Here is a 21,809-nt window from a genome sequence, read left to right on the forward strand (position 1 = left end):
ATCAGCAATACCTTTCTCTTTATTGACAACTTGATGTCTGTATACAAGTAAGACGTGTGGGCAGCCCAAAAAAGTTTTAACTTGCATCTATTTGATTATCATCTTTTACAAAGTGAGGCTCAAAATTCTTTTCTATATCTGGACGGGGTCATGCCTTCCAGCTTATTAAATATACGAGTGAAATAGCCTGCATCATCAAATCCGACTTGACCGGCAATCCAGTCAATGGAGGTGTTAGCCTTTTTTAATAAAAGCTTGGCCTGGTCGATTCTTGTCCTATTCTGATAATCGGTCAGTGTCATCCCCGTTTCCTTTCTGAATTGCCTTGATAAATGTGAGGGGTGCACAAGACAAATATGGGCCAGCTCTTGCAGGATCAAGGGTTTACTGAAGTAAACATGAATGTGTTGAGCTGCTTTTTGCACCAAGGGGGAATATCCAGAAACGGCACGACGCTTAACCATATCGCAATACTCTTCATACATCCAATCCAAAAGCGCATTAAGGGAATTGATGCTATCGCAGCGTTCGATCTGCTTGGAAAACTTTTCGGAGATGTGATGCAGGAAAAACGGCTGAACCTTTCCTCTGGCTGCAGCCATACGTAACAATGTGTTTAAAACAATTAACATGTTTTTCATTGCCCTGACAGGCTGATTGGGAAAGCGGTCAGAAAAATCAAATAAATTTTTGGTTTCCTTCAGGAGATGCTTCAACATTTTTTTATCCCCGTTTTCGACCGCACTCATAAGTTCTTTCTCTAGTTCATATCTGAGTTCAATAACTTTCGTGTCCATTTCATCGGGCTGCGCCAAAATATGCTGGATGTCGTTGGCATCTAATCGTTCCCACGTATGCTGTGTGTTTAATTTTCGATAAGGAACCTGTTGAATGGAGCCTGCCTGGTTCAAGATATTAACGGCACTCTGGATTCTGGCATTGTTGAGCAGCTTCAAGCAGCGAACAAACTCCCCCATAGCCATTTGCTTGTTTTGTTCTGTACGGAATAGCGCATTAATTTTGTCCATATCCGGTATCTGCATGAGAAAAGGCCCAATTACCCAAACAGCGGGTGGCTCCTCTTCAAACTCAAAGAATCTTGATAAATAAGTCAGCCCAAATACATTCGTGTATGTGCAGCATTGTAGGGGAGCCTGCCTGGTTTGCCAGCTAAGTCTTAAAAAGTCTTCCTGCTGCGTCTGGAGTAAAAAATTTGGCAAGGGGTCGTGGATATGCGCCATCTCTACAGAGCCTTCTGGAGTTAATATGATGGTATTCATATCAAGTACATGGAAAAGGGTCAAACTTGCAGACGTTAGTTGAAAATGCTTGATCACGATGATCCAATCCTTTACATGTGAAATAAGTCCTGATAATGCAATTTACATCCTTCTCGTATGTTTTGAATTTGATTATACTCTTTTTGTAAGCAGTTTCAAATTGAAACCCAAGCTTGCTAAACGATGTTTTTTTGAAAATATTGGAGGGGGAACAATGAAGCAGCATGTCAGTCTGGAAGCCGCGAGCTCCGTGCATACAATGGTGGAAATCAAAAAATTCGGCTTGAGAGATAAATTGGGTTATTTGTTTGGCGATTTCGGGAATGATTTCTTCTTTATTTTAGTAAGCTCATTCTTGATGGTTTATTATACAGATATTTTTGGTATTAGCGCTGTGACGGTAGGGATGCTCTTCCTCGTAGCACGCTTATGGGATGCTCTGGCAGATGTTACCTGGGGTCGGTTTCTGGATTCGAGGAAAGCTGGCAAGCACGGCAAATTTAAGCCATGGATATTCCGAATGTCATTTCCGCTCGTCATCTCGGGTGTACTGATGTTTGTAAAAATTCCAGGAATGTCAGACGGATTCTATCTGGCGTATGCTTTTGTATCCTATCTCATATGGGGGACTTTATACAGCACAGTCAATATTTCTTACGGCTCCATGGCCTCTGTCATTACGAGTGATCCCGTTGAACGTACAACCTTATCTACATTTAGAACGATGGGCGGCTCGTTAGCGAGCTTAATCATTAATGTAGCGGGACCTTTGATCTTGTTTGTAGACAATAAGGCAGACGCAAGCCGGTTTACATTAGGGGCTGTTATTTTCGGAATACTGTCTATTTCTTGTTATATGGCGTGTTACAAATTATCTACGGAACGGATTGTGACTCCCGAAATCAAGGATCGCAAATCCCATCTCGGCCAAACCTTAAAAGGGTTGTTAAGAAACAAACCGCTGCTGGCTATTTTAACCGCATCTCTTATTTTTATGATGTGCAACATGCTCTTGGGTGCAGTCAACGTCTATTTGTTTAAAGATTTTTTTGGTCATGCAGCCGTGCTAAGCCTGGTTGGTTTTATCCAGATCGGTACCGTATTTATTGCAATTCCGCTAGCCAAACCGTTGGTAGCCAAATTTGGGAAAAAGGAAACAGCCTCTGTGGGTATGTTAATCGCAGGTTTGGTATATACACTTCTATACTTCTTGCCTCATTTATCCTCTATCTCGTTTATTGCGATTTCAGCAATCGGTATGTTTGGATATGCATTTTTTAATCTGGTAGTTTGGGCGTTCGTTACCGACGTGATTGATTATCATGAATATGTAACAGGATTGCGCGAAGATGGAACCGTGTACTCTGTGTATTCATTTTCCCGTAAGGTCGGTCAGGCTATTGCTGGCGGTATCGGAGGGGTAGCGTTAACGGCAGTTGGCTATGATGCGACTCACAAGGTACAAACGCAAAGCGCACTGGATGGGATTCATACAATTGCTACTCTGGTGCCTGGTATCGTCTTTTTGGTAGTATTCATCATTTTAGTTTTCTTCTATCCATTAACCAAGCAGCAATCCAAGCAGCTTACAATTGATTTGACAAATAAAAGGCAAAATCCGTCTTGAAGCATGGCTTGAAAATGAAAATATAACTATAGAGAGTGAGGAAAAAAGTAATGAAAAATGTAAAAATGGGAATTATCGGTTTGGGAGCAGAAGGTGGATTATATGCTGGATTTTTGGCAGATGGCAAAGTGAAGGGCATGGTGATCGGTGCGATCTGTGACATAGACCCAGCCAAAAAAGCCTTGTGCGCAGACAAGTATCCGGGCATCCCGTTCTATGACAACTATATCGACATGCTGGAGAGCGGAGATGTTGATGCTATTGTGACGTGTGTACCGCATTATTTGCACCCGGAGATGGGAATCGAGGCACTCAAGAGAGACATACACGCCCTGGTGGAAAAGCCGGCAGGTGTTTATACGAAGCAGGTCCAAGAATTAAACGATTTTGCAGCGACCAAACCTGAGCTGACCTTTGCAATTTTCTTCAATCAGAGGACAAATCCGTTGTACCAGAAGCTGAAAGAGTTGATTGATCAGGATGAAATTGGCGAGATTCGCCGGACGAACTGGTTGATTACAACCTGGTGGAGACCGCAGGGCTACTACGATCAGAGTGAGTGGAGAGCAACCTGGAAAGGCGAGGGCGGAGGTGTGCTTGTCAACCAGGCGCCGCATCAATTGGATTTGCTGCAGTGGATTTGCGGAATGCCGAAGAAGGTATATGCGAATGTAAAATACGGCTATCAAAGAACGATTACCGTTGAAGATGAAGTTACCGCGATGTTTGATTACGAGAATGGGGCGACAGGCGTATTTATTACGTGCACGCATGATGTTCTCGGTACGGATAGGTTTGAGATTTTAGGCGATAAAGGTAAAATCGTCGTGGATGACAGCAAGAGGATTACGATCAAACGACTTATGAAGCCCGAGCCTGAAATGAGTTCGACAATGAGCATGCAGGATGTGATGAAAATTTTCATGGGTCAAAGCGCATCTGAAATCTACAGCGAAGAAGTGCTTGAATTTGAAAGTGTATGGGGCGCTCAGCATATCGCCGTATTGGAAAACTTCGCTGCGAATATTAATGATGGCACACCTTTAATTGCAGCAGGCAGCGAGGGTATTCATGGAGTCAGGCTGGCGAACGCGATCCATCTATCGGGATTTTTGGGTCAAGAAGTCGAGATTCCATTCGATGAGGAGCAATACGTAGCTGAATTAAATAAAAAGATTGAAGAAGAACAACAAATGGAGGTATCTCAATGAAAAAGGGTAAATTCGGTGTTCAAATGATGATGCTCAAAGGGAAAGTGGAGCAAATCGGTGTGTATGAGACGATGAGAAAAATAAATGAGCTTGGGTATCACTGTGTAGAGGTTTCTCAAATTCCGATGACGGCTGACAATGTATCCGAGCTCAAGAGAGCCAGTGCAGATTTCGATATTCAAATCGCTTCACTTTCTGCCGCTCTGGAGCCGATGATGCCCGGTATGCCTGGCGAAACCTTGGCTGCTGATTTCGATAAAATTGTAAATGACTGCAAAACCTTAGACTGCAAGTTTTTACGTATAGGGATGCTTCCCTTAACAACCATTGGGAATAAAGATAAGATCATGGAATTTGTCAAAAAAGCAGATGGTGTCGCAGCCCAACTAGTCGAGCATGGAATCGAATTATATTATCACAACCACCATATCGAGTTTCAAAAATATGATGGCGAATATTTGATGGATATTATCAAAAACAATACAACGCATCTTGGCTTTGAATTTGATATTCACTGGATTCAAAGAGGTGGGGAAAATCCTATAACGTTTATAAAGAAATATGCAGGACGTATCGCCTTATTGCATTTGAAGGACTATCGAATCGGTCAGATCGATATGAGCGTATTAGCAGGCAGTCTGGATATGGGTAAGTTCATGCAAGCTTTCACGAATGTAGTTGAATTTGCCGAGGTTGGCGAAGGTAACCTGGATATGAAAGGTATTATTGAAGCCGGTCTTGAGAGCGGCTCACAGTATTTTCTGGTAGAGCAGGATGATGTATACGGACGTGATCCGTTTGATTGCTTGAAGACATCCGGGGACAACCTGAGAAAGATGGGTTATGCCGACTGGTTTTAAATTTGTACTAATTTAGAGGGCTGCCGCATGGCAGCCTTTTTAGTATGTCGTTCAGCAGAAGCAGTCAGGTGCGGAGGAGGGTGAATCCGTTGACTTGTGGGTGGGAGGATGGGACTGCTCCTCAAAGGATATTAAGGCATGTGTCGCATGACTGAGAATGGCACCTGCCCGCGTAGAGGCTGCGATCATAATCGCCTCCAACATTTCCTCCTGTGTACCTCCGAGGGCTTTGCATTTTTTTACGTGCACATCAATACAGTAGGGGCATCCGGTCACATGAGCAATGGCGATGGCAATCAGCTCTTCATTTTCAAAGGAATCGCATTGGTGGCATGAAAGACATCTTTCTCAAAGGTCAAAAAGGAAGCCGCGGCTTGTGGGGCAAGCTGCATCAGCTCGGGAATTCGCTCCAGATTGGAGCGGTCATAATAAGGTTTCATCGTGTACCTCCCATACAATTTTGGTGAAGCTATGCTTGATTGTATGGGAATCCGGCTGCAGCTTCAGTGACTTAGTCACAAAAGTGGATTGATGATGAGATTGAGTATAGAGCGATCGGAAATGGTGATCCTTCCTCTGCCCAAAACGATAGCTTTTTTAGCTGCCAAATCCTTTAAGGTGCGGGTAATGACCTCGCGGGAGGATCCCAATTCAACCGCCAGCCGTTCATGGGTGATGAACACGCTTGAAGTTTGTGCAGACTGCAATAGCAAATATTCCGCAATCCGATAAGGAATCGATTGAAAGGCAACATTTTCAAGCAGATGAGTGACATTCGTCATCCGGTCAATAAATTGCTTGAAAATATATTGCCGTATCGGTTGGTGGGTGTTCATCCAAGTCCTGAATTGTGCGACCGGGAGCAGTAGAACCTCAGTCGCGGCCTCGATCGAAACCGACGCTTCGTATTCCGTTTCCCCTAATATACTTGCCATCATAAGCACACAGCACTGACCGCTGCCCACGCGATACAAAGTAATTTCTTTGCCTGATGAGCTTATTTTGAAAACTCGAATCCAACCATCCATAATAAACATCGCATGTTGAAGCATATGGCCTTCCCGAATCGAGTGTGGAGTGGAGGAAGTGACGCGAACGAGTTGTGCCAAATCCCAGCTTTCATCGGGAACGTGAGAAAAAACGGGGAAGACTTGTTGAATGTGATCCCGTTGTTGATCATTCAGATTAGTCATACATCGGCTCCTTAGGCGTAGCGGTCACTTAAATATTTCTCCACAACTTCCTAATCACCTGTTTCCCGATTGTGGGTCATGCTCTCTTGTTGCCCAGCGCCTCCACCTTCCGAAGCCACTTTTCCCTTGTTTCCGCAGAGGTTGTTTTTACCATTCCCATTTCGGTAATGGCTACAGGATGGATGCCGCAAAATTGCAGGACGACACTCTTCATGATATGATGACCTGCTCTTCTTATGAACAGACGGTAATACCAGAGCGGGGAATCCATAGTGACGATAAGACGAGCGGATTTCCCTTTCATCAGCTTCTCGACCATCACAGAATCTGGCTTGGATTTGAAAGCAAAGCCAGGTAAAAACACCCGGTCAATGAAGCCTTTCAGGATTGCTGGCATCGTGCCCCACCAGTTCGGATATACAAATACGAGATGATCAGCCCAGCGGAGCGTCTCCTGAGCAGCTAGCAGATCAGGCTCCAGCTCGGTCCGTTGATGATAACCGTATTTCAAATTGGGGTCAAAGCTGATCTGGGCGAGATCGAGGATACGAACGTCTGCGCCGCTGCTGATAGCACCTTTCGTGTAAGCCTGTGCTAATGCATTGCAATAGCTTTTGGGATAGGGGTGGCCAATGATAACAGCAATATTGTTTTTCAAAATAATTCCTCCTCGTTTGTATGTGGATACACGAGAGCAGCCGCATCGCTCCACTTTGCAGGATGTCCGTGATAAGATAGCTATAGTGTAATGATAAGCTCGGATGCTGTAATTACCCATGATGAAATACGCAAAGATATTGATTTTTTATGCAAAGGAGTAGTGGGTTGGATGAATACACAGGGTGTTTCTGTATCTCTTCTGTTTCCGATTATGAAGTCACTGGTTTTAGGCGGATATGATTGGGACGCCTTTTGCACATATGCAGAAATCGATGCGAGCCTGTTGTTGAGGGAGGAGGTGCGCATTGCGCAAGAGGAATTTGAGCGAATGGTGAAGGCGGCTGCCCAATATACAGGGGATGACATGTTTGGACTGCATCAGGGCCAGCGCATGGGGATTTCCGACTTAGGCGTGCTCGGTTATGTCATGCTGCATTCCAAGACCTTGGGTCAAGCGCTGTCGGCCTATCAAAAATATAACTTTATCGTCTGCAGCGGGTTCAATGCTGATATCGACATTGAAGGGGAGGATGTCGTTATTTCCTTGTTCCTCAACAATTCTCCAGAAGTGCCGAGCCGACACTGCGTTGAGGACATGACGGTATCCTTTTACCAGATACTGCTCGGATTAAGCTGCAGAGTGATCCCGATTAGAGCGGTTCAATTCATGTACGACCCACCAGCTGTGATGGATGAGTATTCGACTGTTCTGGGGGTTGTTCCTCAATTTCATCAGCAAGCCAATACACTGCGGTTCAGTAAAGAGATGCTGGATTATCCGGTAATAGGTTCAGATGCGAGACTGCTGGGGGTTTTTAAAGCGATGGCAGAGGAGGTTAGAGTTAAGCTAACTATGGGCTCCGACCTAAAAGTCAAGCTGAGCAGGTGGATCATTGAATGCATGCCTTCCCATTTTCCAACCCTACAGGAGGCCGCCAAGGAGCTGCATATGAGTGTAAGAACGCTGCAGTCCCGGTTGAAAGCAGAGGGAACCTCGTATAATCGCTTGGCAAATGAAATCCGCAAGGAGCTCGCTATCCGTTATTTAGCTCAGCAAGAATATTCAATTGCAGAGATTGCATATCTACTGCATTTCTCCGAGCCGAGTGCGTTTCAGACAACCTTCCGTAAATGGACGAATGTGGCGCCCGGGGAATACCGGCAGCGTGCGTAAGCTTACTCGCAACAGGCTCAAAACTCCGAATCCCCTATCCCCATCCTTCTCGACAAGACACTCATCAGCTCGTTGTATATCCGGTTTTCAGCAAGTGTGACGGTGGATGGCCTACAATCTTCTTGTATATATAGTTGAAATAGGTCTGGTCGCAGTAGCCGAGCGATTCGGAGATTTCTCCAATCGTCATATTTGTGGTTAACAGCAGTTCTCTGGCTGCAGCAATGCGTACTTCATGCATGTACTCCACGGGGGTCCATCCGGTCACTTCTTTAAAAACATTGGAAATGTAATTTGGGCTCCGGTCGACGTGTTCGGCGAGCTCTTTTAAACGGAGCTGACTGCGGTAATTTTGTACAATATATTGCTGCACACGAATCGCCAGATTACGTCTGGAGGAAGGGATTCCACCGGAGACCAGCTCGCGCTGAATCATCCCCAAAATTTCCATCAGGATGCCCTTGGAGATCATTTCATAACAGGGCATCTTTCCGATCCAGCATTCATGAAGCACAGACATACGCTGTTTAAGGTAATCGTTACCGAGCGGACGTATGATTTTGTATGGCTCATCCATGAAATAGGCGAGCTGCTCCGGAGGTAAATCGCTAAAATGCATGGAATACATTTGCTGCGGATCTGTCACATCGCTTTCTGCAGAACGCAGTGTACCCTGCGGCATAAATAACCCCTCTCCTTTTCCAAGCGTGACGGTAGTGCCATCGATATGGTAATGAACTTTGCCTTTGACAACAAGGAAAAGGATATGATGTCGGGTCGGAGCTAAACCGACTTTCCAGTTGGTTCCGTTCGATTGATCGAAATAGATATGCTCGATTTTCAAAATAGATGCCCTCCTATTTAATGATCCTAACCATAATCGTTGAATCGTTAAAAAAAGTGTATGATTACCAATCGTAATTCGAAATCAATGATTTTACAATAGAACCTATAGTGCATAGAGGTAATAACTTGCAGGAGAGGTGTCTAATACATGGATAAGGATTTACGAATTATTGATGTCGATGTGCATAATGACCTGAAGAGCCCGCTAGAGCTTGTACCCTATTTACCTGAACCATGGAGAACCCGGGTAGCTGCATCGGGAATCGGTATGCCAGGTCACGGTTATATGTCCCCTGTTGGAGTCGTGCGTAAGGACTGCATGCCGCCTTCTGGTGGCCCATCAGCTTCTGATCCCGATTTTCTTGTTCAAGATCTGATGCAGCAGTTCAACATGGAACATGTTATTTTAACAGGCAATATGACCAATATTTCAACGATGCATGATCCCGATTATGCTGCCGCTATCGCTTCGGCCTACAACGATCACATTATTGCCGATTGGTTATCGAAGAATGATGCCTTTCGGGGTTCGATTACCGTAGCGCCGCAGGATCCGCTTTTGGCTGCCAAGGAGATCGACCGTCTGGCCGGGCATCCAAGCATGGTGCAGGTGCTGATGGGCAGTGCCCAGCGTGCACCGCTCGGTCAGCGCCAATTTCATCCGATCTATGAGGCTGCTTCACGACATGGTCTCCCGGTTGCGATTCATCCAGGCGGCGAAGGAGCGGGTGGGACTCCGCCTCCAACTCCAGCCGGTTATCCTACACGTTATCTCGAATGGCATACCTGCTTGTCGCAAAATTATATGGCGCATTTGGTCAGCTTGGTCTGCGAAGGTGTGTTCGAGAAATTCCCCAATTTAAAATTCGTCATGCTGGAGGGCGGAATTGCGTGGCTGCCGCACTTGATGTGGCGTCTGGATAAAAATTATAAAGGACTGCGTTCCTCCGTACCTTGGCTGAAGCGAATGCCGAGTGCCTATATACGTGATCATTGTATGTTCTCAACCCAACCCATTGAGGAGCCTCAAGAACCGCAGGAATTGATCTCCATTTTCGATATGATCGATGCCGAGAACATCCTGATGTTCTCAAGCGATTATCCGCACTGGGACAATGATATGCCGACAGAAATATTGAAACGGCTAAGTCCTGAAGCGCGGACGAAAATATTTAACACCAACGCCAAAACGTTATATAAAATCTAGCAGGAGGGATTTAACTCATATGGCGATTCATTATGTGGCTCAAGCAGATGAAATTGAAGAGGGCAAGAGTAAGATTGTTGACGTCGAAGGTCGGTCAATTGGTATATATCGTATTGGCGAGGCGTATTATGCGCTGCATAACCGTTGTCCGCATGAAGGAGCACCATTGTGTAAAGGGCCTGTCTGCGGAACCACGCTGCCCTCGAATGTGTATGAATATGAATTTGGACGCAAGGGAGAGCTGGTACGCTGTCCTTGGCACGGGTGGGAGTTCGACATCAAAACAGGCAAGTCGGTTTTCGATGAAAAGGTACGCACAAGAAGCTATAAAGTCCAAGTCGATGAAGGCAAAATAGGCATTATCATATAAAGCAGGGGAGCGATTGCATTGAGTTTGGAATCTCCAGATTATTATCCGGCGCGGATTATGAACGCGCCGGACAGATTGTTGCCTGAAGGCAAACGATTGCCTCACGGATGGTCAGCTGTCCCTGTTGTTAACGAGCCGCTGCAGTTGGAATGGCCGGACACCGGGGATTATATAGCACGCAAGCTCCCGGCACCATCCCGACTTCGTATCACGGTTGCTCTGGATTACAGAGACGCCAAGCTTATAGAAGTATTTTTGCCGGAAACGGGCTCCGTGTTAGGCCATATTGATATTCGTTACGCCTATGTATTTCAGCCCTTTGAGCTTGCGCTTACTGCCGAACAGACAGAAGCCGTACTGCGTCAGGGCGTCGGTATCAGGGTGGACGAGGGAGAATGGCCGTTGTGGATTTTTGATGCGCTGGAGGGCGACATCTCGCGCAAATTGTATGCTCCGCATCTGTTGATTGGCGACGATCAACAGCCCATGAAGCATTATTTGGATAGTGTATCATCGTTGTCATCCCTGCAGCCCTTCGGTTGGCTTGAAGGCTGTGTGCTGGATGGCATTTATGCGATGCGCAACGTGCTGGGCGCGCAGCGGATTGATCAAGTGATCGAGGCTCATCTTGGACAATTCCTGGATAGTGAAGGCAATCTGCATTACGAGGATCTTCACGGCAGGAAGGCAGATGGCTCATTTACAACGATCGAAGCCACATTGCCCTTGGCCGTCATTGTTAAGGTATGGCCGGATCATTCGATCGTCACGGGGGCGCTGGAATTCTGGAGCTCAAGAGGCACGGATACAGCTGCCGGAGGACTCGTCATCGATGGTGACGCGGTGACTGCGGAAGGGGCTTATACAGTGGCCTATCCGCTGGCGGCTATTGCATCAAGGTTGAACCGACAGGATCTTGCAGAGCAGGCTATTCAGCAGCTCCTGCTGCGTCGTGATTGCTTGGCTGATGGCAACCACATTTACTTAAGATATTTTCAGCAATCACAAACCCATACGTTCCGCAGCTGGTCGCGCGCATTTGCGTGGTACATGCTGGGCATGACCCAAACATGGATTGAGTTGAAGACGTCTCGTTACGCCTCTCTGCCGGGTGTAAGCGAAATCGAAGAAGAGCTCCGCCGCGTCGCCAAAGCGGCACTTTCCTGGCGGCAGCCGGAAGGGCTGTGGACCTGCTTCCTGGATGAACCGGAAACGGGTATTGAGACATCCGGTTCGGCTGGCATTGCGGCAGCGATTGCCCTTTGTGCCAAGCATGGCCTGCTGCAAGAGTCGTATGCGGTCGTGGCAGCGGAGAGCCTGAACGTGCTGGCAACCTATTTGACACCGGACGGTATCCTGTCGGGTGTGGCCCAGCATAATGCCGGAGGCCTGGAATTGCAGCGCGGTGGTTACCGTGTACTATCGCAAATGGGGATGGGCTTGATGGCACAGCTGTATGCGGCGATTCATTCTGATGCACGATTGTCTGCGTTAGGTTCGCGGCTGAGCGATGACATAGGGGTCCGCGATTATGAATAACGGATCGACGATAGACTTAGGGGTAAGGGGTAGAAGATAAAACCACATACCCATGTCCTCGCCAACGCACCCACGTTTCGGGTTTAGACAAGAACTGAGCCGCAGGCTGGGTTATTCTTAACATTATACAATTTATAAATTTTCGGAGTGGGAGTAGGACTACCACTCTGTTTTTGTTTTTGGTAAGGTAGAGGTATGGAGACGAACATTCTGAAACGAATTATCTTTGACGAGCGAGGACATTGGGATGAATTTGTAAAAAATACAAGGATAAACTTCGTCCCGATGTTCTGAAGGAAGTAGAGAAGTTCCGCAAATGCGGATGAGAACTTTAAGACGATCCGTTACTATGGGGTTTACTCGCGGCGGATCAAGAGCTTCCTATGAATAGAATATCCAGGAACAAGGTCAATTCCACTTTAAAAATAATTATTTTAATATTGTTAATGCATCAACGGGTGGGAGGACAGGCCATGAACAAAGAAGAACAGGTCATAATGGGTTTCAGGGACTTATATAACAAGATGGTTTGGCTTAATAAGGATAAGATGGAAGACAGTCTTAAGGGTTATAAGTCTTCTGAAGTACATTGCATCGAATACATTGAAAGAAATGTAGATTCCAACGTGACAAAACTTGCGGAGTCCTTTTATATGACTCGCGGTGCCATAAGTAAAATGACTAAGAAGCTCATAAAAAAAGGCCTTATCGAAAGCTACCAGAAGTCGGATAACAAGAAAGAAATCTATTTTAGGCTTACTGAGCAAGGGAAAGTAATTTATAAAATCCATGAGGACCTGCACAAAGAGTTTCAAGAGCGGGATAAAGCCGTATTTGAGCAGGTAACCGAGGAACAATTTGATAGTATGCTTAGCTTCCTGGAAAAGTATAGTAGGCATTTGGATGCAGAAATAAAGAAACTGGGTATAGATATGAAGTCTGAATAAATTTGAATAATGAAAATGTAACCACAGGCAGCCGGGCTCTATTGAGAACGGGCTGCCTTTTTATTGTCATTAATTTGTTGACAGGGAAACAAAATTGGGATACGATGATTTTGTTTCCAAGGAATCAAAGATATAACTTTTGAGGAGAGAATTTAAATGTCCATATTTAAATCACACAATGAACAGAACAAAGCACAAACCGTAGATAAGCACGCTTTAATATTCGGTCTTATCTCTGTGTTTCTTTGTGGAATAGGCTTCAGTATCATAACACCTGTCGTCCCATTCTTGGTGCAGCCTTATACAAGCAATCCGGGAGAACAAGTTATAGTTGTTACGCTGCTGACCTCTGTTTATGCAATCTGCGTGTTTTTTGCGGCCCCCGCACTTGGAGCTTTGAGCGACAGATATGGTCGTCGTCCATTGCTCTTAGTATGCCTTTTGGGTTCCGCAATCGGGTACTTAGTTTTCGGCATAGGAGGAGCTCTATGGATACTATTTGCTGGGCGCATAATAGAAGGTATAACAGGCGGGAGCGTAAGCACTATCTTCGCATATTTTGCAGACATCATTCCTCCTGAACAGAGAACCAAATACTTTGGATGGGTGAGTGCGGTTGTAGGTGTAGGTGTGGTCATTGGCCCGACTCTAGGCGGATTACTTGCCAACTTTGGTTATTCTGCACCCATGTATTTTGGAGCAATAATCACTTTATTGAATGTTGTTTATGGATATTTTTTTATGCCTGAGAGCCTTAACAAGAACAATAGACTTAAAGAGATTACTCTCGTGAGGTTGAATCCATTTACACAGCTTGCAAACATACTTTCCATGAAAAACTTAAATAGGCTGCTTGTCTCAGCGTTCTTACTTTGGATACCCAACGGATCTTTACAGGCAGTTTTTTCGCAATTTACAATGGATACTTTCAGTTGGGATCCTGCACTAATCGGACTTATGTTTTCAATTATGGGATTACAGGACATCATTTCACAAGGTTTTATAATGCCAAAGCTTTTGAAAAAACTTAGTGATAAACAGATAGCAATTCTTGGAATGGTTGCGGAGATAATAGGCTACAGTTTTATTGCAGTATCGGCTTTGTTCTCATTCTATCCTCTTGTTATCGTTGGAATGTTTATATTTGGTTTTGGTGATTCGATCTTTGGGCCTTCATTCAATGGGATGCTCTCCAAGTCTGTTGATTCTAGTGAACAAGGAAGGATTCAAGGAGGTAGCCAATCTATTCAGGCTTTAGCAAGAATGATTGGGCCTATCATTGGAGGTCAAATCTATATATCACTTGGTCATGCCGCACCCGCTTTTATGGGTATGATCCTTATAGCAGCGGCAATAGCAGTTTTGTATAAGAGAACGCATGTAAATATGTAAATACTTACTTATATTGAATGACAATGCAATAGAGCAAAATGTAAAAACAACTTGCCCTGTGTAAAACGCAGTTTTGGCAGTAGTTTTTTGCTGTAATTTTAGCGGCAAGACCAAACGGCGGCTTTGAAAATAACAAATCAAAACCGCCGTTGTCCTTTTGAAAAAGAGGATTTATGAGGGTGTAATAAATGCGCCATTTTTTAGGATACGGCGGCTATAGGAGGTTGTCGCCATGTTAATTTTCATTCGAGATAATTTGATATTATTCAAGCCCGATTGAGTTTATTTCGGGACTGGACAGACACCATGCTATAATTATGAAAGTGAAGATTCTGATTCCGTGAGTGATCTAACGTGCTTGTAGGTACCCTATAGCGGAGTCACCTGCATGATTTCATTTTGTGGAATGGGAGGGAGGGCAGCTATGGACAAGCTGGAGGAATTACAGAGCAGTGCTCTCGCGCCGTCTTTTTCGGAGAGTGCTATCCAGACAACTACGCTCGGTATGGGTTGCTTTTGGAGTCCTGAAGCCTTGTTCGGCCATTTGCCAGGAGTTATTCGAACACGTGTGGGATATGCAGGAGGTACTGCCGAAACTCCTACTTACCGTCAGATGGGTGATCATACCGAAACGATCCAAATCGATTTTGATTCGGAGAAGATCACGTTTGAGGAAATCCTCGATGTGTTCTGGAACAACCACAATCCGTTCAATATTAACGATTACAAAGGAAACCAGTATAGGTCGCTGCTATTGTATGCCGACGAGCTGCAGGAAGAGGTGATACAGCGCGTCATCAGGACACGGAAGGCGCTCGGAAAGGGGGAGCCGGCAACTGAGATAGCTCCTTATTCCCGATTTTACCTTGCAGAGGACAAACATCAAAAATATTATCTGAAAAGATTTCCGAATGCGATTGAAAAGCTGAGAACCTTGTACACCACTCAGGAGGAGCTTAACAATGCCACTCTGACAGCTCGCTTGAACGGATTGGCTAAAGGATATACCAACATGGAACACATCAAGAACGAAATTCGTCAGTGGCCAACAAGCCCGAGCAGCCAAAAGTTGATGATCGCTCTGATCTCACAAATTCGCTGGTAAGCCTTTGCCATTGTTACTGCTTGGCATATGCGTCTGGCGTTTTGCCAATGATCGCTTTGAAATCTTTGATAAAATGCGATTGGTCGTGATAGCAGAGATCAGCCGATAGCTTCAATCGGTCGTAGTTTCTATCGTGATCGATGGTTTCAGCAGCATTTTGCAGTCGGTATAGCTTGATCACCCATTTGGGGCTTATGCCGACGTATTGATCGAAAATACGCTGAAGCTGTCTTTTGTTGATGGCGAAGCTTGCACAAATATCGTCCACCTTCGTAATTTCCTTTTCGTCCACAATTCGGTCTATGATCCGATTAATCAGGGCGACCGTTTCGTCTTTTTCCGGCAGCTTGGGCTTAATAAAGCTTTCTGCCAGTTCTACCATGCTGCCAGCATCGTCTTGAGACAGAATGGCATCCTCTACAGCAAGGGTCTCTACATCAAAAACGTTGGAAATATCCAGGGGCTGGCTAGCTAGTTCGGAAACGGACTTCTTAATGAATGGATAAAATCCCCCCGGCTTGAACTTTACACCAAACACAGATCCTTTCCCTTCCAACAGCTTGGAATATTTATATTTGGCCGCTCCGTAGATGCCTGTATGGTTTTTTTGAATGACCAGATTCACACAAGGATTCGGAATGACATCCTGCCAATAGGGCTCCTGTCCCGTTAAATCCCAGCTTACGATCCAGTAATGCTTGACGAATAAACCAATCTCCTCGGAGGGAGCATAACGGACAAGCCGAAATTTATCCTCGCTTCCATTTATGTTCAAGATACCCATACTGGGCTGCGGAATATTTGCATTCACATGAATCACTCCTTGTTTTCTTGTCGCGTTTTTACCATACTTGGCTCCCAGGATGAATTATAATTATAGTAGCACAGACAGGTAAGGTTAGACGAGCCCGCAGACCCAGCCAACAACATTCAAATTGATGAAGGAGTGAGACCATGGAACTCAAATATGAGTTTTATATCGATGCACAGCCTGAAAAAGTCTGGAATACTTTAATGTCACCGGAGGGAACGCGTAAAATCTTTTATGGTTGCGTGATCAGATCCACCTTCCAAGAGGGTGATCGTTATGAATACGTGGGGCCAGGCAACGATGGCGATGAGACCGTTCATGTGTATGGCAGCATACTGAAATATGAGCTTTATAAAGAGTTGAGCTGTACCGAGCATCCTGGGCCTTCCTATAGAGCTAATCATGCCGAGCTTGAAACCCGTGTAACCTTTACATTAGAGACGGTAGGCAATTGTACAAAGCTGACATTGATCAATGACCAGTGGTCAGATAATCACCCCTCCTATACAGACACGGAGAAGCATTGGTGGATGATCCTGAGCAACGTCAAGACACTGGCGGAAACCGGAAAGACATTAGACTTTGGATGGTAAAAAATTCCTGGAATTTCATATGTATTTCAGAAGGAACGTCCTGAGAGGCGTTCTTTTTTGTTTGCAGCGGGAACGGAAGAATATGCTTTGCTGCCATTCATCCACAAAGTTATCCACAATGCTCACAGCCTACATCTATTTATTGTATATAAGTTCCCTAAATGTTTTGCACATATCCACAGATAGGGATATCCACAGGCAATATTACTAATCGTGAATGGAGCGGATTTACAACGTAACAATGTTATGTTATATTGTTCTTGAATGGAGGGATCCCCATGGAAGAAGAATTGATATCCAAAAAAGAACTATTAGAGCTAACCGGGATATCCTATGGTCAATTATACCGATGGAAACGTAAAAATCTTGTTCCTGAGGAGTGGTTTATTCGAAAATCGGCGTTTACAGGGCAAGAAACATTTTTCCCGAAGCGAAAGATGTTAGATCGTATGGATAAAATCCTGGATATGAAGGAGGATTTATCGTTAGATGAGCTGGCTAATATGTTTTCCCCGGTGCCTACAGATCTTTCTATAAGCAAAACTGATTTAGTGGAACGAAACATTGTTTCCTTGATAACGATTGAATATGCTGAACCGTATATTGGCCGCTCGGATGTATATAGATTTGAACAAATCCTGTCGCTTTTTTTGCTGGATCGTTGCTTGCAATCAGGAGAGCTGAATCTGGATGAGGGGAAGATTTTGCTGCAAACTTTTGGTGAACACTATACGAAGTTTGAAGGTAAAAATTGTGACTTGATGTTTATTCGCAAAATGGGAGTTTCCGCTTGTCTTCTAGTTGCTGCGGGAAGCGAAATTTACTTTGAAAACGGCGTGAAAATCATCCTTAGGGACAATATATCCAAACGTATTGAGGAGTTAAAGCTCACAATTGGAATGATGTAAAGGAGGTAGGAATCGATGGAAACACCAAGCAAACGTAATCTGATTTTGTCCGGCATAGGTTCTTCCAATGGGGGAACTGTCCGCTTAGCCAAAATTGATGGAATCGGCAAGGTGAATGGGGATATGAACTGCTCCGATTTTATTGTTAACGGAAAAGCAGATGTTCATGGAAGTGTGCAGTCATCCAAGGCCGAAATTAATGGAACTGCGCTTGTTGAGGGTAACCTTCATTCAGAGCGGATTCGAATTCAAGGCAAGTTGACTGTGCAGGGGAACCTGATAGGTGATCATCTACATTTAAATGGCATGCTTTCCGTTAATGGTGGCTGCGAATCGGAAACATTTGATGCCAACGGAAGGCTGCAGATGGGTACGCTCAATGCAGGGAGTATACAAGTTACGCTGCAAGGCCAGAGTCACATCGCGGAAATTGGCGGGGAGCATATCAAGATCCGCAAACAGCCTGGTATCGATTATACGAAGTGGTTGAAATGGATACCGATTCCAGTCGGCAGCCAATTGACGGCTCAAACTATTGAAGGCGACACCATATATGTCGAGTATACAACAGCCAAGGCAGTTAGAGGGACGGATGTAGTTATCGGACCGGGGTGTGAGATTGGTTTGGTTGAATACAAAGGGAAATTTGAACAGGATAAAGGGTCAAAGGTAGAAAGGTTAGAGCAATTGTAATTCATGCTAAAGAATGGAGGCAATCCCATGGTAACTTCCACAAAGGATAAGTTAAATAAAAAAAATCTATTGATTACAGGCAGCTCCTCGACAACGGGTGGCTTGTATCATAGGGTCTCTATCGTAGGTGAGGGTGCGATTGACGGTGATCTGGAATGTTCGCGGCTCAAATGTGTAGGCACACTGGACATCGAAGGCAGCTTGAAATCCGGAGCGGTAAATGTGGTGGGAACCTGCACCTTATCCGGCAATCTTGATGCGGATAGCATGAAGGTATCCGGAACTGCAGCCATTGGCGGGGCGGTTAGATTGAAAGAACTGCGATGCTCAGGAACCATTGAAGCGGCGGGAAATCTGTTCAGTGAACAGCTGGTGCTGAAAGGTGAGATGAAAACGGATGGTGATTGCGAAGCCGAAATATTCAATGCCCACGGGATGTTTCATATAGGAGGCTTGCTGAATGCTGGCACACTGGACATCAAGCTGCATGGGGATTGCAAAGCCCGGGAAATCGGTGGTGAGCGAATACGGGTCACCCGAGCCAGCACATTTAATCCCTTCAGCTTCTTTTTTAAGCCATCACCCCATGCTCTGCTCACCGCTGACGTTATTGAAGGCGATCATGTTCACTTGATGAATACAAAAGCCAAGGTGGTTCGTGGAAATCATGTGATCATCGGATCGGGCTGCGAGATTGGGCTTGTGGAATACAAGAGTCATTTTGAGCAGCAAAAGGGTGCAGTCGTACAGGAGAACCGCAAAGTATAATGATCGATAATATCGGCCGGCGATGAGCGAACAGGATTAGGGCATGAAGCTTGTTACTTCAAAAAGCTTTTGGCCAGACTTTCCGTTTGCATGTCTCTGGTCATTTGTTCATAATTAGGGATGACTTCGATCCTGTAGTCCTCATCTGGCTTATGCGCAACGAACAGGAGCTGGTCTGCATTTTCGATATGCACATCGTGACCGCTTGCCTTCAGACATTGCTCGTAATCCTCGAGCGTAGGCTCCTGATTGCCATCCAGATATAGCAAGCCTCGGCCCAATCGGGTTGCATCATGATGAATCACTTTAAAATGGATAATGCGTTCTTGTTTCATACTATGGCACGCTCCTTCTTTGTGCGGGGATATGTAGGATTGTATACCGGATTGAGTGCTCTGAGCAGTGATAAATGTTACAGACATATGGATTCGATAACGTTGGGTGAACATTGGCATTCGCTTGAGTAACAAGCAGTTGATTAGCGGTACATCGACTGTCGAACATCTTGCTGAAATAAGGGGCTTGGACATTTAAAATATGTAGATAACTCGCACAATTTTTTCATATTTATAGCTTGCGATTCATATGTCGAATATGTCATAATTGAACCATTACATTATAATCATACGCTATATTTGGGAGCAATGTGCACAGTGGGCCAATTACACTATATTTATCACAAATACAAACATTTTGATCTCATTTATATCCTCCCACTTGCCCTATTGTCCTTATGGGTAAGATTACGGTATTTCTTTTATCTCTTATCCTCTGGCAAAGGCTTTCCTCAATCGGACGACACCCAATGGTACCTGGATTATGCTTACTCCTTAATGGAGCATTTTAAAGTTGGACTGGATATGAACGACATTTTGTATTTGGGATACAATGTCTTGCTAACGGTCATGCTCGCTATATTTAGAGACCCTGTTGCCGTCATATTCATACAGGTGGTCACTGCCGCATTAAGTGTCATTCTGGTCTATAAGATCTCACAGATGATATTCAATCGGACAACGGCGATCATCGCTTCTCTTTTTTATGCATATTCTTGGGACATTACCTTATGGTCTGTGTATATATTGACGGACAGCTTTTTCATCAGCCTCATGCTTCTCTCGATCTATTCCTTATTAAAGTTTTATGAATCAAATAAGAACGTTTACAAGATTATTTTTATCGCGACAGCCGTATATATGCTTATATTCAGACCGGCAGGGATCATCACAGTAAGCTTTATTATGATCTATGTGCTCATCAACCTGAACAAGCAAACCATAATGGGCTTTGTCAGAAAATACGGTTTGACCCTTGGAAGTATTGTTCTTGCAGGCATTCTCATTGCCATGATTGTGTTTGCCAGTAATAAATTGGACCCGCTCGTGGCTTCGCTGCAGTTTAACGCCAAAAAGGTCTTATACAATATTTATGCGACGGGATGGCTTTTTGACAGAGCTTCGCCATTCGATCATAAATATAAGCCCAATTACACTATAGATATCGGGAATAGTCTCATTATCAGCTTTATTTACCATAACTGGGATAATATTATGATTTTGTATGGCAAAAGAACACTGGCTTTGCTGGGTAGATGGGTATTCTATGTGGATTTGACCCATATTAGGGGTATTATGAAATTTGCCTGGAATGCATTTCCTGTTTTCATGTTTTTGACCGGACTGGTCTACACCATTCGAAATGGATTGTCCAGAAAGGCATCCATCTTGTGGCTCACTATTCTGGCTTCGTGCGTATTTTGTGTTATTTTCTTCATTGACGGTATGTATAGATATAGAGCCCCTGGTTTGCCATTTGTAGCGATTGTGGCAGCTTATGGTGGGGACAGGATCATCAAGGGAGCCATTGTGATTACCAAAAAATATGCGGGGAAGTTGTTATGGAACAAGCAAAAATACTCATTGTAGTTCCAGCTTATAATGAACAAAACAACATCTTGAGGGTGATCTGGGATATCAGAAAGACGCTTCCTTCTGCTGATATTCTGGTAGTGAATGACTGCTCTCTCGATAGCACCTCTATCAATGCTCGCAAAGCCGAGGGTGTCAAAGTTGTGGATCTTCCTTATAACCTGGGTATTGGCGGGGCTGTGCAGACCGGGTTCAAATATGCCTTAACCCATGGCTATGATTATATGGTGCAAATCGATGGGGATGGGCAGCATCTTCCGTCTGAGGTAGTGAAGCTGTTCGATACCATGGTGTCGAATAGCTGCGACATGGTGATCGGCTCCCGATTTCTCGATATTCAATCCTTTCGGACCACTTGGCTTCGGAGAATGGGTATCAAGGTGTTTTACCTCATATTCAGAATGTTAATAAATGCCAAAATTACGGATGGTACGTCTGGATTTCGGATGTACAATCGGAATGGTATCGCGCTCATGGCCAAATATTATCCTGATGATTATCCCGAGCCGGATGCGATTATTCTGCTCAAAAAACATGGCCTTCGTATAGCTGAGGTCGGTGTTGAAATGAAGGAGCGGGAGCATGGCGTTTCCTCCATATCTATGATCAAAAGTCCTTATTACATGACTAAGGTCATTGTGTCGATCTTTTTCTCCTATATTAGGACAAGGTGGTGAAAGGGCTACGGGGGGTGGGA

The 21,809-nt window shown here is 44.8% G+C and carries 24 protein-coding genes and 1 pseudogene; 17 read left to right on the forward strand and 8 right to left on the reverse strand.

The window, feature by feature from the left end; translation table 11 throughout:
- Window positions 1–119 precede the first annotated feature (119 nt).
- Window positions 120–1,337 carry a helix-turn-helix transcriptional regulator gene (locus OB236_RS05540; protein ID WP_262683126.1) on the reverse strand — a complete coding sequence of 406 codons (1,218 nt, stop codon included), beginning with the start codon at window positions 1,335–1,337 and terminating at the stop codon, window positions 120–122.
- Between the two features lie 157 nt (window positions 1,338–1,494).
- Between OB236_RS05540 and OB236_RS05545 the strand changes: the two genes are divergently transcribed.
- Genes OB236_RS05545 through OB236_RS05555 form a run of 3 tightly spaced genes read left to right on the forward strand, consistent with a single transcriptional unit; the run spans window position 1,495 to window position 4,978 of the window.
- Complete coding sequence (locus OB236_RS05545) at window positions 1,495–2,907, forward strand: MFS transporter (protein WP_262683127.1); 1,413 nt, start codon at window positions 1,495–1,497, stop codon at window positions 2,905–2,907.
- A 50-nt stretch (window positions 2,908–2,957) separates the two neighbouring features.
- Window positions 2,958–4,118 carry a Gfo/Idh/MocA family protein gene (locus OB236_RS05550; RefSeq protein ID WP_262683128.1) on the forward strand — a complete coding sequence of 387 codons (1,161 nt, stop codon included), beginning with the start codon at window positions 2,958–2,960 and terminating at the stop codon, window positions 4,116–4,118.
- The gene (locus tag OB236_RS05555) at window positions 4,115–4,978 is read left to right on the forward strand and encodes a sugar phosphate isomerase/epimerase family protein (RefSeq protein ID WP_262683129.1); all 864 of its coding nucleotides are present in this window, start codon (window positions 4,115–4,117) and stop codon (window positions 4,976–4,978) included. Before OB236_RS05550 ends, OB236_RS05555 begins: the two co-directional genes overlap by 4 nt.
- A gap of 51 nt (window positions 4,979–5,029) precedes the next feature.
- On the opposite strand, the gene OB236_RS05560 is transcribed toward OB236_RS05555, so the two are convergent.
- The 4 genes from OB236_RS05560 to OB236_RS05575 all read right to left on the reverse strand — a co-directional run bounded on the left by OB236_RS05560 (window position 5,030) and on the right by OB236_RS05575 (window position 6,829).
- Complete coding sequence (locus OB236_RS05560; RefSeq protein ID WP_317259321.1) at window positions 5,030–5,254, reverse strand: carboxymuconolactone decarboxylase family protein; 225 nt, start codon at window positions 5,252–5,254, stop codon at window positions 5,030–5,032.
- Between the two features lie 20 nt (window positions 5,255–5,274).
- Entirely contained in the window at window positions 5,275–5,418 is a 144-nt protein-coding gene (locus OB236_RS05565; RefSeq protein ID WP_262683131.1) for a hypothetical protein, read from the reverse strand.
- A gap of 75 nt (window positions 5,419–5,493) precedes the next feature.
- Complete coding sequence (locus tag OB236_RS05570; protein WP_262683132.1) at window positions 5,494–6,171, reverse strand: Crp/Fnr family transcriptional regulator; 678 nt, start codon at window positions 6,169–6,171, stop codon at window positions 5,494–5,496.
- Between the two features lie 76 nt (window positions 6,172–6,247).
- On the reverse strand, window positions 6,248–6,829 hold the full coding sequence (locus tag OB236_RS05575) for an NAD(P)H-dependent oxidoreductase (RefSeq protein ID WP_262683133.1): 582 nt from the start codon (window positions 6,827–6,829) through the stop codon (window positions 6,248–6,250).
- A 171-nt stretch (window positions 6,830–7,000) separates the two neighbouring features.
- Between OB236_RS05575 and OB236_RS05580 the strand changes: the two genes are divergently transcribed.
- On the forward strand, window positions 7,001–8,005 hold the full coding sequence (locus OB236_RS05580) for an AraC family transcriptional regulator (RefSeq protein ID WP_262683134.1): 1,005 nt from the start codon (window positions 7,001–7,003) through the stop codon (window positions 8,003–8,005).
- A 64-nt stretch (window positions 8,006–8,069) separates the two neighbouring features.
- Here OB236_RS05580 and OB236_RS05585 read toward each other — a convergent pair whose 3' ends face one another.
- Complete coding sequence (locus tag OB236_RS05585; protein WP_262683135.1) at window positions 8,070–8,849, reverse strand: AraC family transcriptional regulator; 780 nt, start codon at window positions 8,847–8,849, stop codon at window positions 8,070–8,072.
- Between the two features lie 150 nt (window positions 8,850–8,999).
- Between OB236_RS05585 and OB236_RS05590 the strand changes: the two genes are divergently transcribed.
- The 7 genes and pseudogenes from OB236_RS05590 (at window position 9,000) to msrA (ending at window position 15,411) form a co-directional block, all read left to right on the forward strand.
- A complete protein-coding gene (locus OB236_RS05590) occupies window positions 9,000–10,058 on the forward strand; it encodes an amidohydrolase family protein (protein ID WP_262683136.1) in 1,059 nt (352 codons plus the stop codon).
- 19 nt (window positions 10,059–10,077) lie between these two features.
- Window positions 10,078–10,428, forward strand: a complete 351-nt coding sequence (locus OB236_RS05595) for a Rieske (2Fe-2S) protein (RefSeq protein ID WP_076230470.1) — start codon at window positions 10,078–10,080, stop codon at window positions 10,426–10,428.
- An 18-nt stretch (window positions 10,429–10,446) separates the two neighbouring features.
- Window positions 10,447–11,967, forward strand: coding sequence for a glycoside hydrolase family 88 protein (locus OB236_RS05600; protein WP_262683137.1), 1,521 nt, complete (start codon window positions 10,447–10,449; stop codon window positions 11,965–11,967).
- 195 nt (window positions 11,968–12,162) lie between these two features.
- A pseudogene (locus OB236_RS40310) lies at window positions 12,163–12,290 on the forward strand (IS91 family transposase); the annotation flags it as partial.
- Between the two features lie 150 nt (window positions 12,291–12,440).
- The gene (locus tag OB236_RS05605) at window positions 12,441–12,914 is read left to right on the forward strand and encodes a MarR family transcriptional regulator (RefSeq protein ID WP_262683138.1); all 474 of its coding nucleotides are present in this window, start codon (window positions 12,441–12,443) and stop codon (window positions 12,912–12,914) included.
- Between the two features lie 156 nt (window positions 12,915–13,070).
- Complete coding sequence (locus OB236_RS05610) at window positions 13,071–14,306, forward strand: MFS transporter (protein ID WP_262683139.1); 1,236 nt, start codon at window positions 13,071–13,073, stop codon at window positions 14,304–14,306.
- 424 nt (window positions 14,307–14,730) lie between these two features.
- The gene (gene msrA / locus OB236_RS05615) at window positions 14,731–15,411 is read left to right on the forward strand and encodes a peptide-methionine (S)-S-oxide reductase MsrA (RefSeq protein WP_262683140.1); all 681 of its coding nucleotides are present in this window, start codon (window positions 14,731–14,733) and stop codon (window positions 15,409–15,411) included.
- A gap of 13 nt (window positions 15,412–15,424) precedes the next feature.
- Here msrA and OB236_RS05620 read toward each other — a convergent pair whose 3' ends face one another.
- The gene (locus OB236_RS05620; RefSeq protein ID WP_262683141.1) at window positions 15,425–16,222 is read right to left on the reverse strand and encodes a helix-turn-helix domain-containing protein; all 798 of its coding nucleotides are present in this window, start codon (window positions 16,220–16,222) and stop codon (window positions 15,425–15,427) included.
- 143 nt (window positions 16,223–16,365) lie between these two features.
- Between OB236_RS05620 and OB236_RS05625 the strand changes: the two genes are divergently transcribed.
- From OB236_RS05625 to OB236_RS05640, 4 genes are all read left to right on the forward strand, one after another.
- Window positions 16,366–16,815, forward strand: coding sequence for an SRPBCC family protein (locus OB236_RS05625; protein ID WP_262683142.1), 450 nt, complete (start codon window positions 16,366–16,368; stop codon window positions 16,813–16,815).
- 278 nt (window positions 16,816–17,093) lie between these two features.
- Complete coding sequence (locus OB236_RS05630; protein ID WP_262683143.1) at window positions 17,094–17,723, forward strand: YhbD family protein; 630 nt, start codon at window positions 17,094–17,096, stop codon at window positions 17,721–17,723.
- Between the two features lie 15 nt (window positions 17,724–17,738).
- The gene (locus OB236_RS05635; RefSeq protein WP_262683144.1) at window positions 17,739–18,416 is read left to right on the forward strand and encodes a polymer-forming cytoskeletal protein; all 678 of its coding nucleotides are present in this window, start codon (window positions 17,739–17,741) and stop codon (window positions 18,414–18,416) included.
- Window positions 18,417–18,443: 27 nt separating this feature from the next.
- A complete protein-coding gene (locus tag OB236_RS05640) occupies window positions 18,444–19,184 on the forward strand; it encodes a bactofilin family protein (protein WP_262683145.1) in 741 nt (246 codons plus the stop codon).
- A gap of 53 nt (window positions 19,185–19,237) precedes the next feature.
- Here the strand turns inward: OB236_RS05640 and OB236_RS05645 are convergent, their stop codons facing one another.
- On the reverse strand, window positions 19,238–19,519 hold the full coding sequence (locus OB236_RS05645; RefSeq protein ID WP_076230453.1) for a hypothetical protein: 282 nt from the start codon (window positions 19,517–19,519) through the stop codon (window positions 19,238–19,240).
- A gap of 318 nt (window positions 19,520–19,837) precedes the next feature.
- Between OB236_RS05645 and OB236_RS05650 the strand changes: the two genes are divergently transcribed.
- Window positions 19,838–21,109: a glycosyltransferase family 39 protein gene (locus tag OB236_RS05650; protein ID WP_262683146.1), complete on the forward strand. Its 1,272-nt coding sequence runs from the start codon at window positions 19,838–19,840 to the stop codon at window positions 21,107–21,109.
- Window positions 21,082–21,789, forward strand: a complete 708-nt coding sequence (locus OB236_RS05655) for a glycosyltransferase family 2 protein (protein ID WP_076230451.1) — start codon at window positions 21,082–21,084, stop codon at window positions 21,787–21,789. The genes OB236_RS05650 and OB236_RS05655 overlap by 28 nt, the downstream gene beginning before the upstream one ends.
- Window positions 21,790–21,809: the final 20 nt, after the last annotated feature.

Source organism: Paenibacillus baimaensis (assembly GCF_025567575.1).

What these genes read in the sequence shown, in the direction of transcription:
- msrA (WP_262683140.1), top strand. Translation starts at nt 14,731, where the DNA reads ATGGACAAGCTGGAGGAATTACAGAGCAGTGCTCTCGCGCCGTCTTTT.
- OB236_RS05655 (WP_076230451.1), top strand. Translation starts at nt 21,082, where the DNA reads ATGGAACAAGCAAAAATACTCATTGTAGTTCCAGCTTATAATGAACAA.
- OB236_RS05645 (WP_076230453.1), bottom strand. Translation starts at nt 19,519, where the DNA reads ATGAAACAAGAACGCATTATCCATTTTAAAGTGATTCATCATGATGCA.
- OB236_RS05565 (WP_262683131.1), bottom strand. Translation starts at nt 5,418, where the DNA reads ATGAAACCTTATTATGACCGCTCCAATCTGGAGCGAATTCCCGAGCTG.
- OB236_RS05595 (WP_076230470.1), top strand. Translation starts at nt 10,078, where the DNA reads ATGGCGATTCATTATGTGGCTCAAGCAGATGAAATTGAAGAGGGCAAG.
- OB236_RS05630 (WP_262683143.1), top strand. Translation starts at nt 17,094, where the DNA reads ATGGAAGAAGAATTGATATCCAAAAAAGAACTATTAGAGCTAACCGGG.
- OB236_RS05605 (WP_262683138.1), top strand. Translation starts at nt 12,441, where the DNA reads ATGAACAAAGAAGAACAGGTCATAATGGGTTTCAGGGACTTATATAAC.
- OB236_RS05625 (WP_262683142.1), top strand. Translation starts at nt 16,366, where the DNA reads ATGGAACTCAAATATGAGTTTTATATCGATGCACAGCCTGAAAAAGTC.
- OB236_RS05570 (WP_262683132.1), bottom strand. Translation starts at nt 6,171, where the DNA reads ATGACTAATCTGAATGATCAACAACGGGATCACATTCAACAAGTCTTC.
- OB236_RS05590 (WP_262683136.1), top strand. Translation starts at nt 9,000, where the DNA reads ATGGATAAGGATTTACGAATTATTGATGTCGATGTGCATAATGACCTG.
- OB236_RS05580 (WP_262683134.1), top strand. Translation starts at nt 7,001, where the DNA reads ATGAATACACAGGGTGTTTCTGTATCTCTTCTGTTTCCGATTATGAAG.
- OB236_RS05635 (WP_262683144.1), top strand. Translation starts at nt 17,739, where the DNA reads ATGGAAACACCAAGCAAACGTAATCTGATTTTGTCCGGCATAGGTTCT.
- OB236_RS05550 (WP_262683128.1), top strand. Translation starts at nt 2,958, where the DNA reads ATGAAAAATGTAAAAATGGGAATTATCGGTTTGGGAGCAGAAGGTGGA.
- OB236_RS05610 (WP_262683139.1), top strand. Translation starts at nt 13,071, where the DNA reads ATGTCCATATTTAAATCACACAATGAACAGAACAAAGCACAAACCGTA.
- OB236_RS05545 (WP_262683127.1), top strand. Translation starts at nt 1,495, where the DNA reads ATGAAGCAGCATGTCAGTCTGGAAGCCGCGAGCTCCGTGCATACAATG.
- OB236_RS05640 (WP_262683145.1), top strand. Translation starts at nt 18,444, where the DNA reads ATGGTAACTTCCACAAAGGATAAGTTAAATAAAAAAAATCTATTGATT.
- OB236_RS05555 (WP_262683129.1), top strand. Translation starts at nt 4,115, where the DNA reads ATGAAAAAGGGTAAATTCGGTGTTCAAATGATGATGCTCAAAGGGAAA.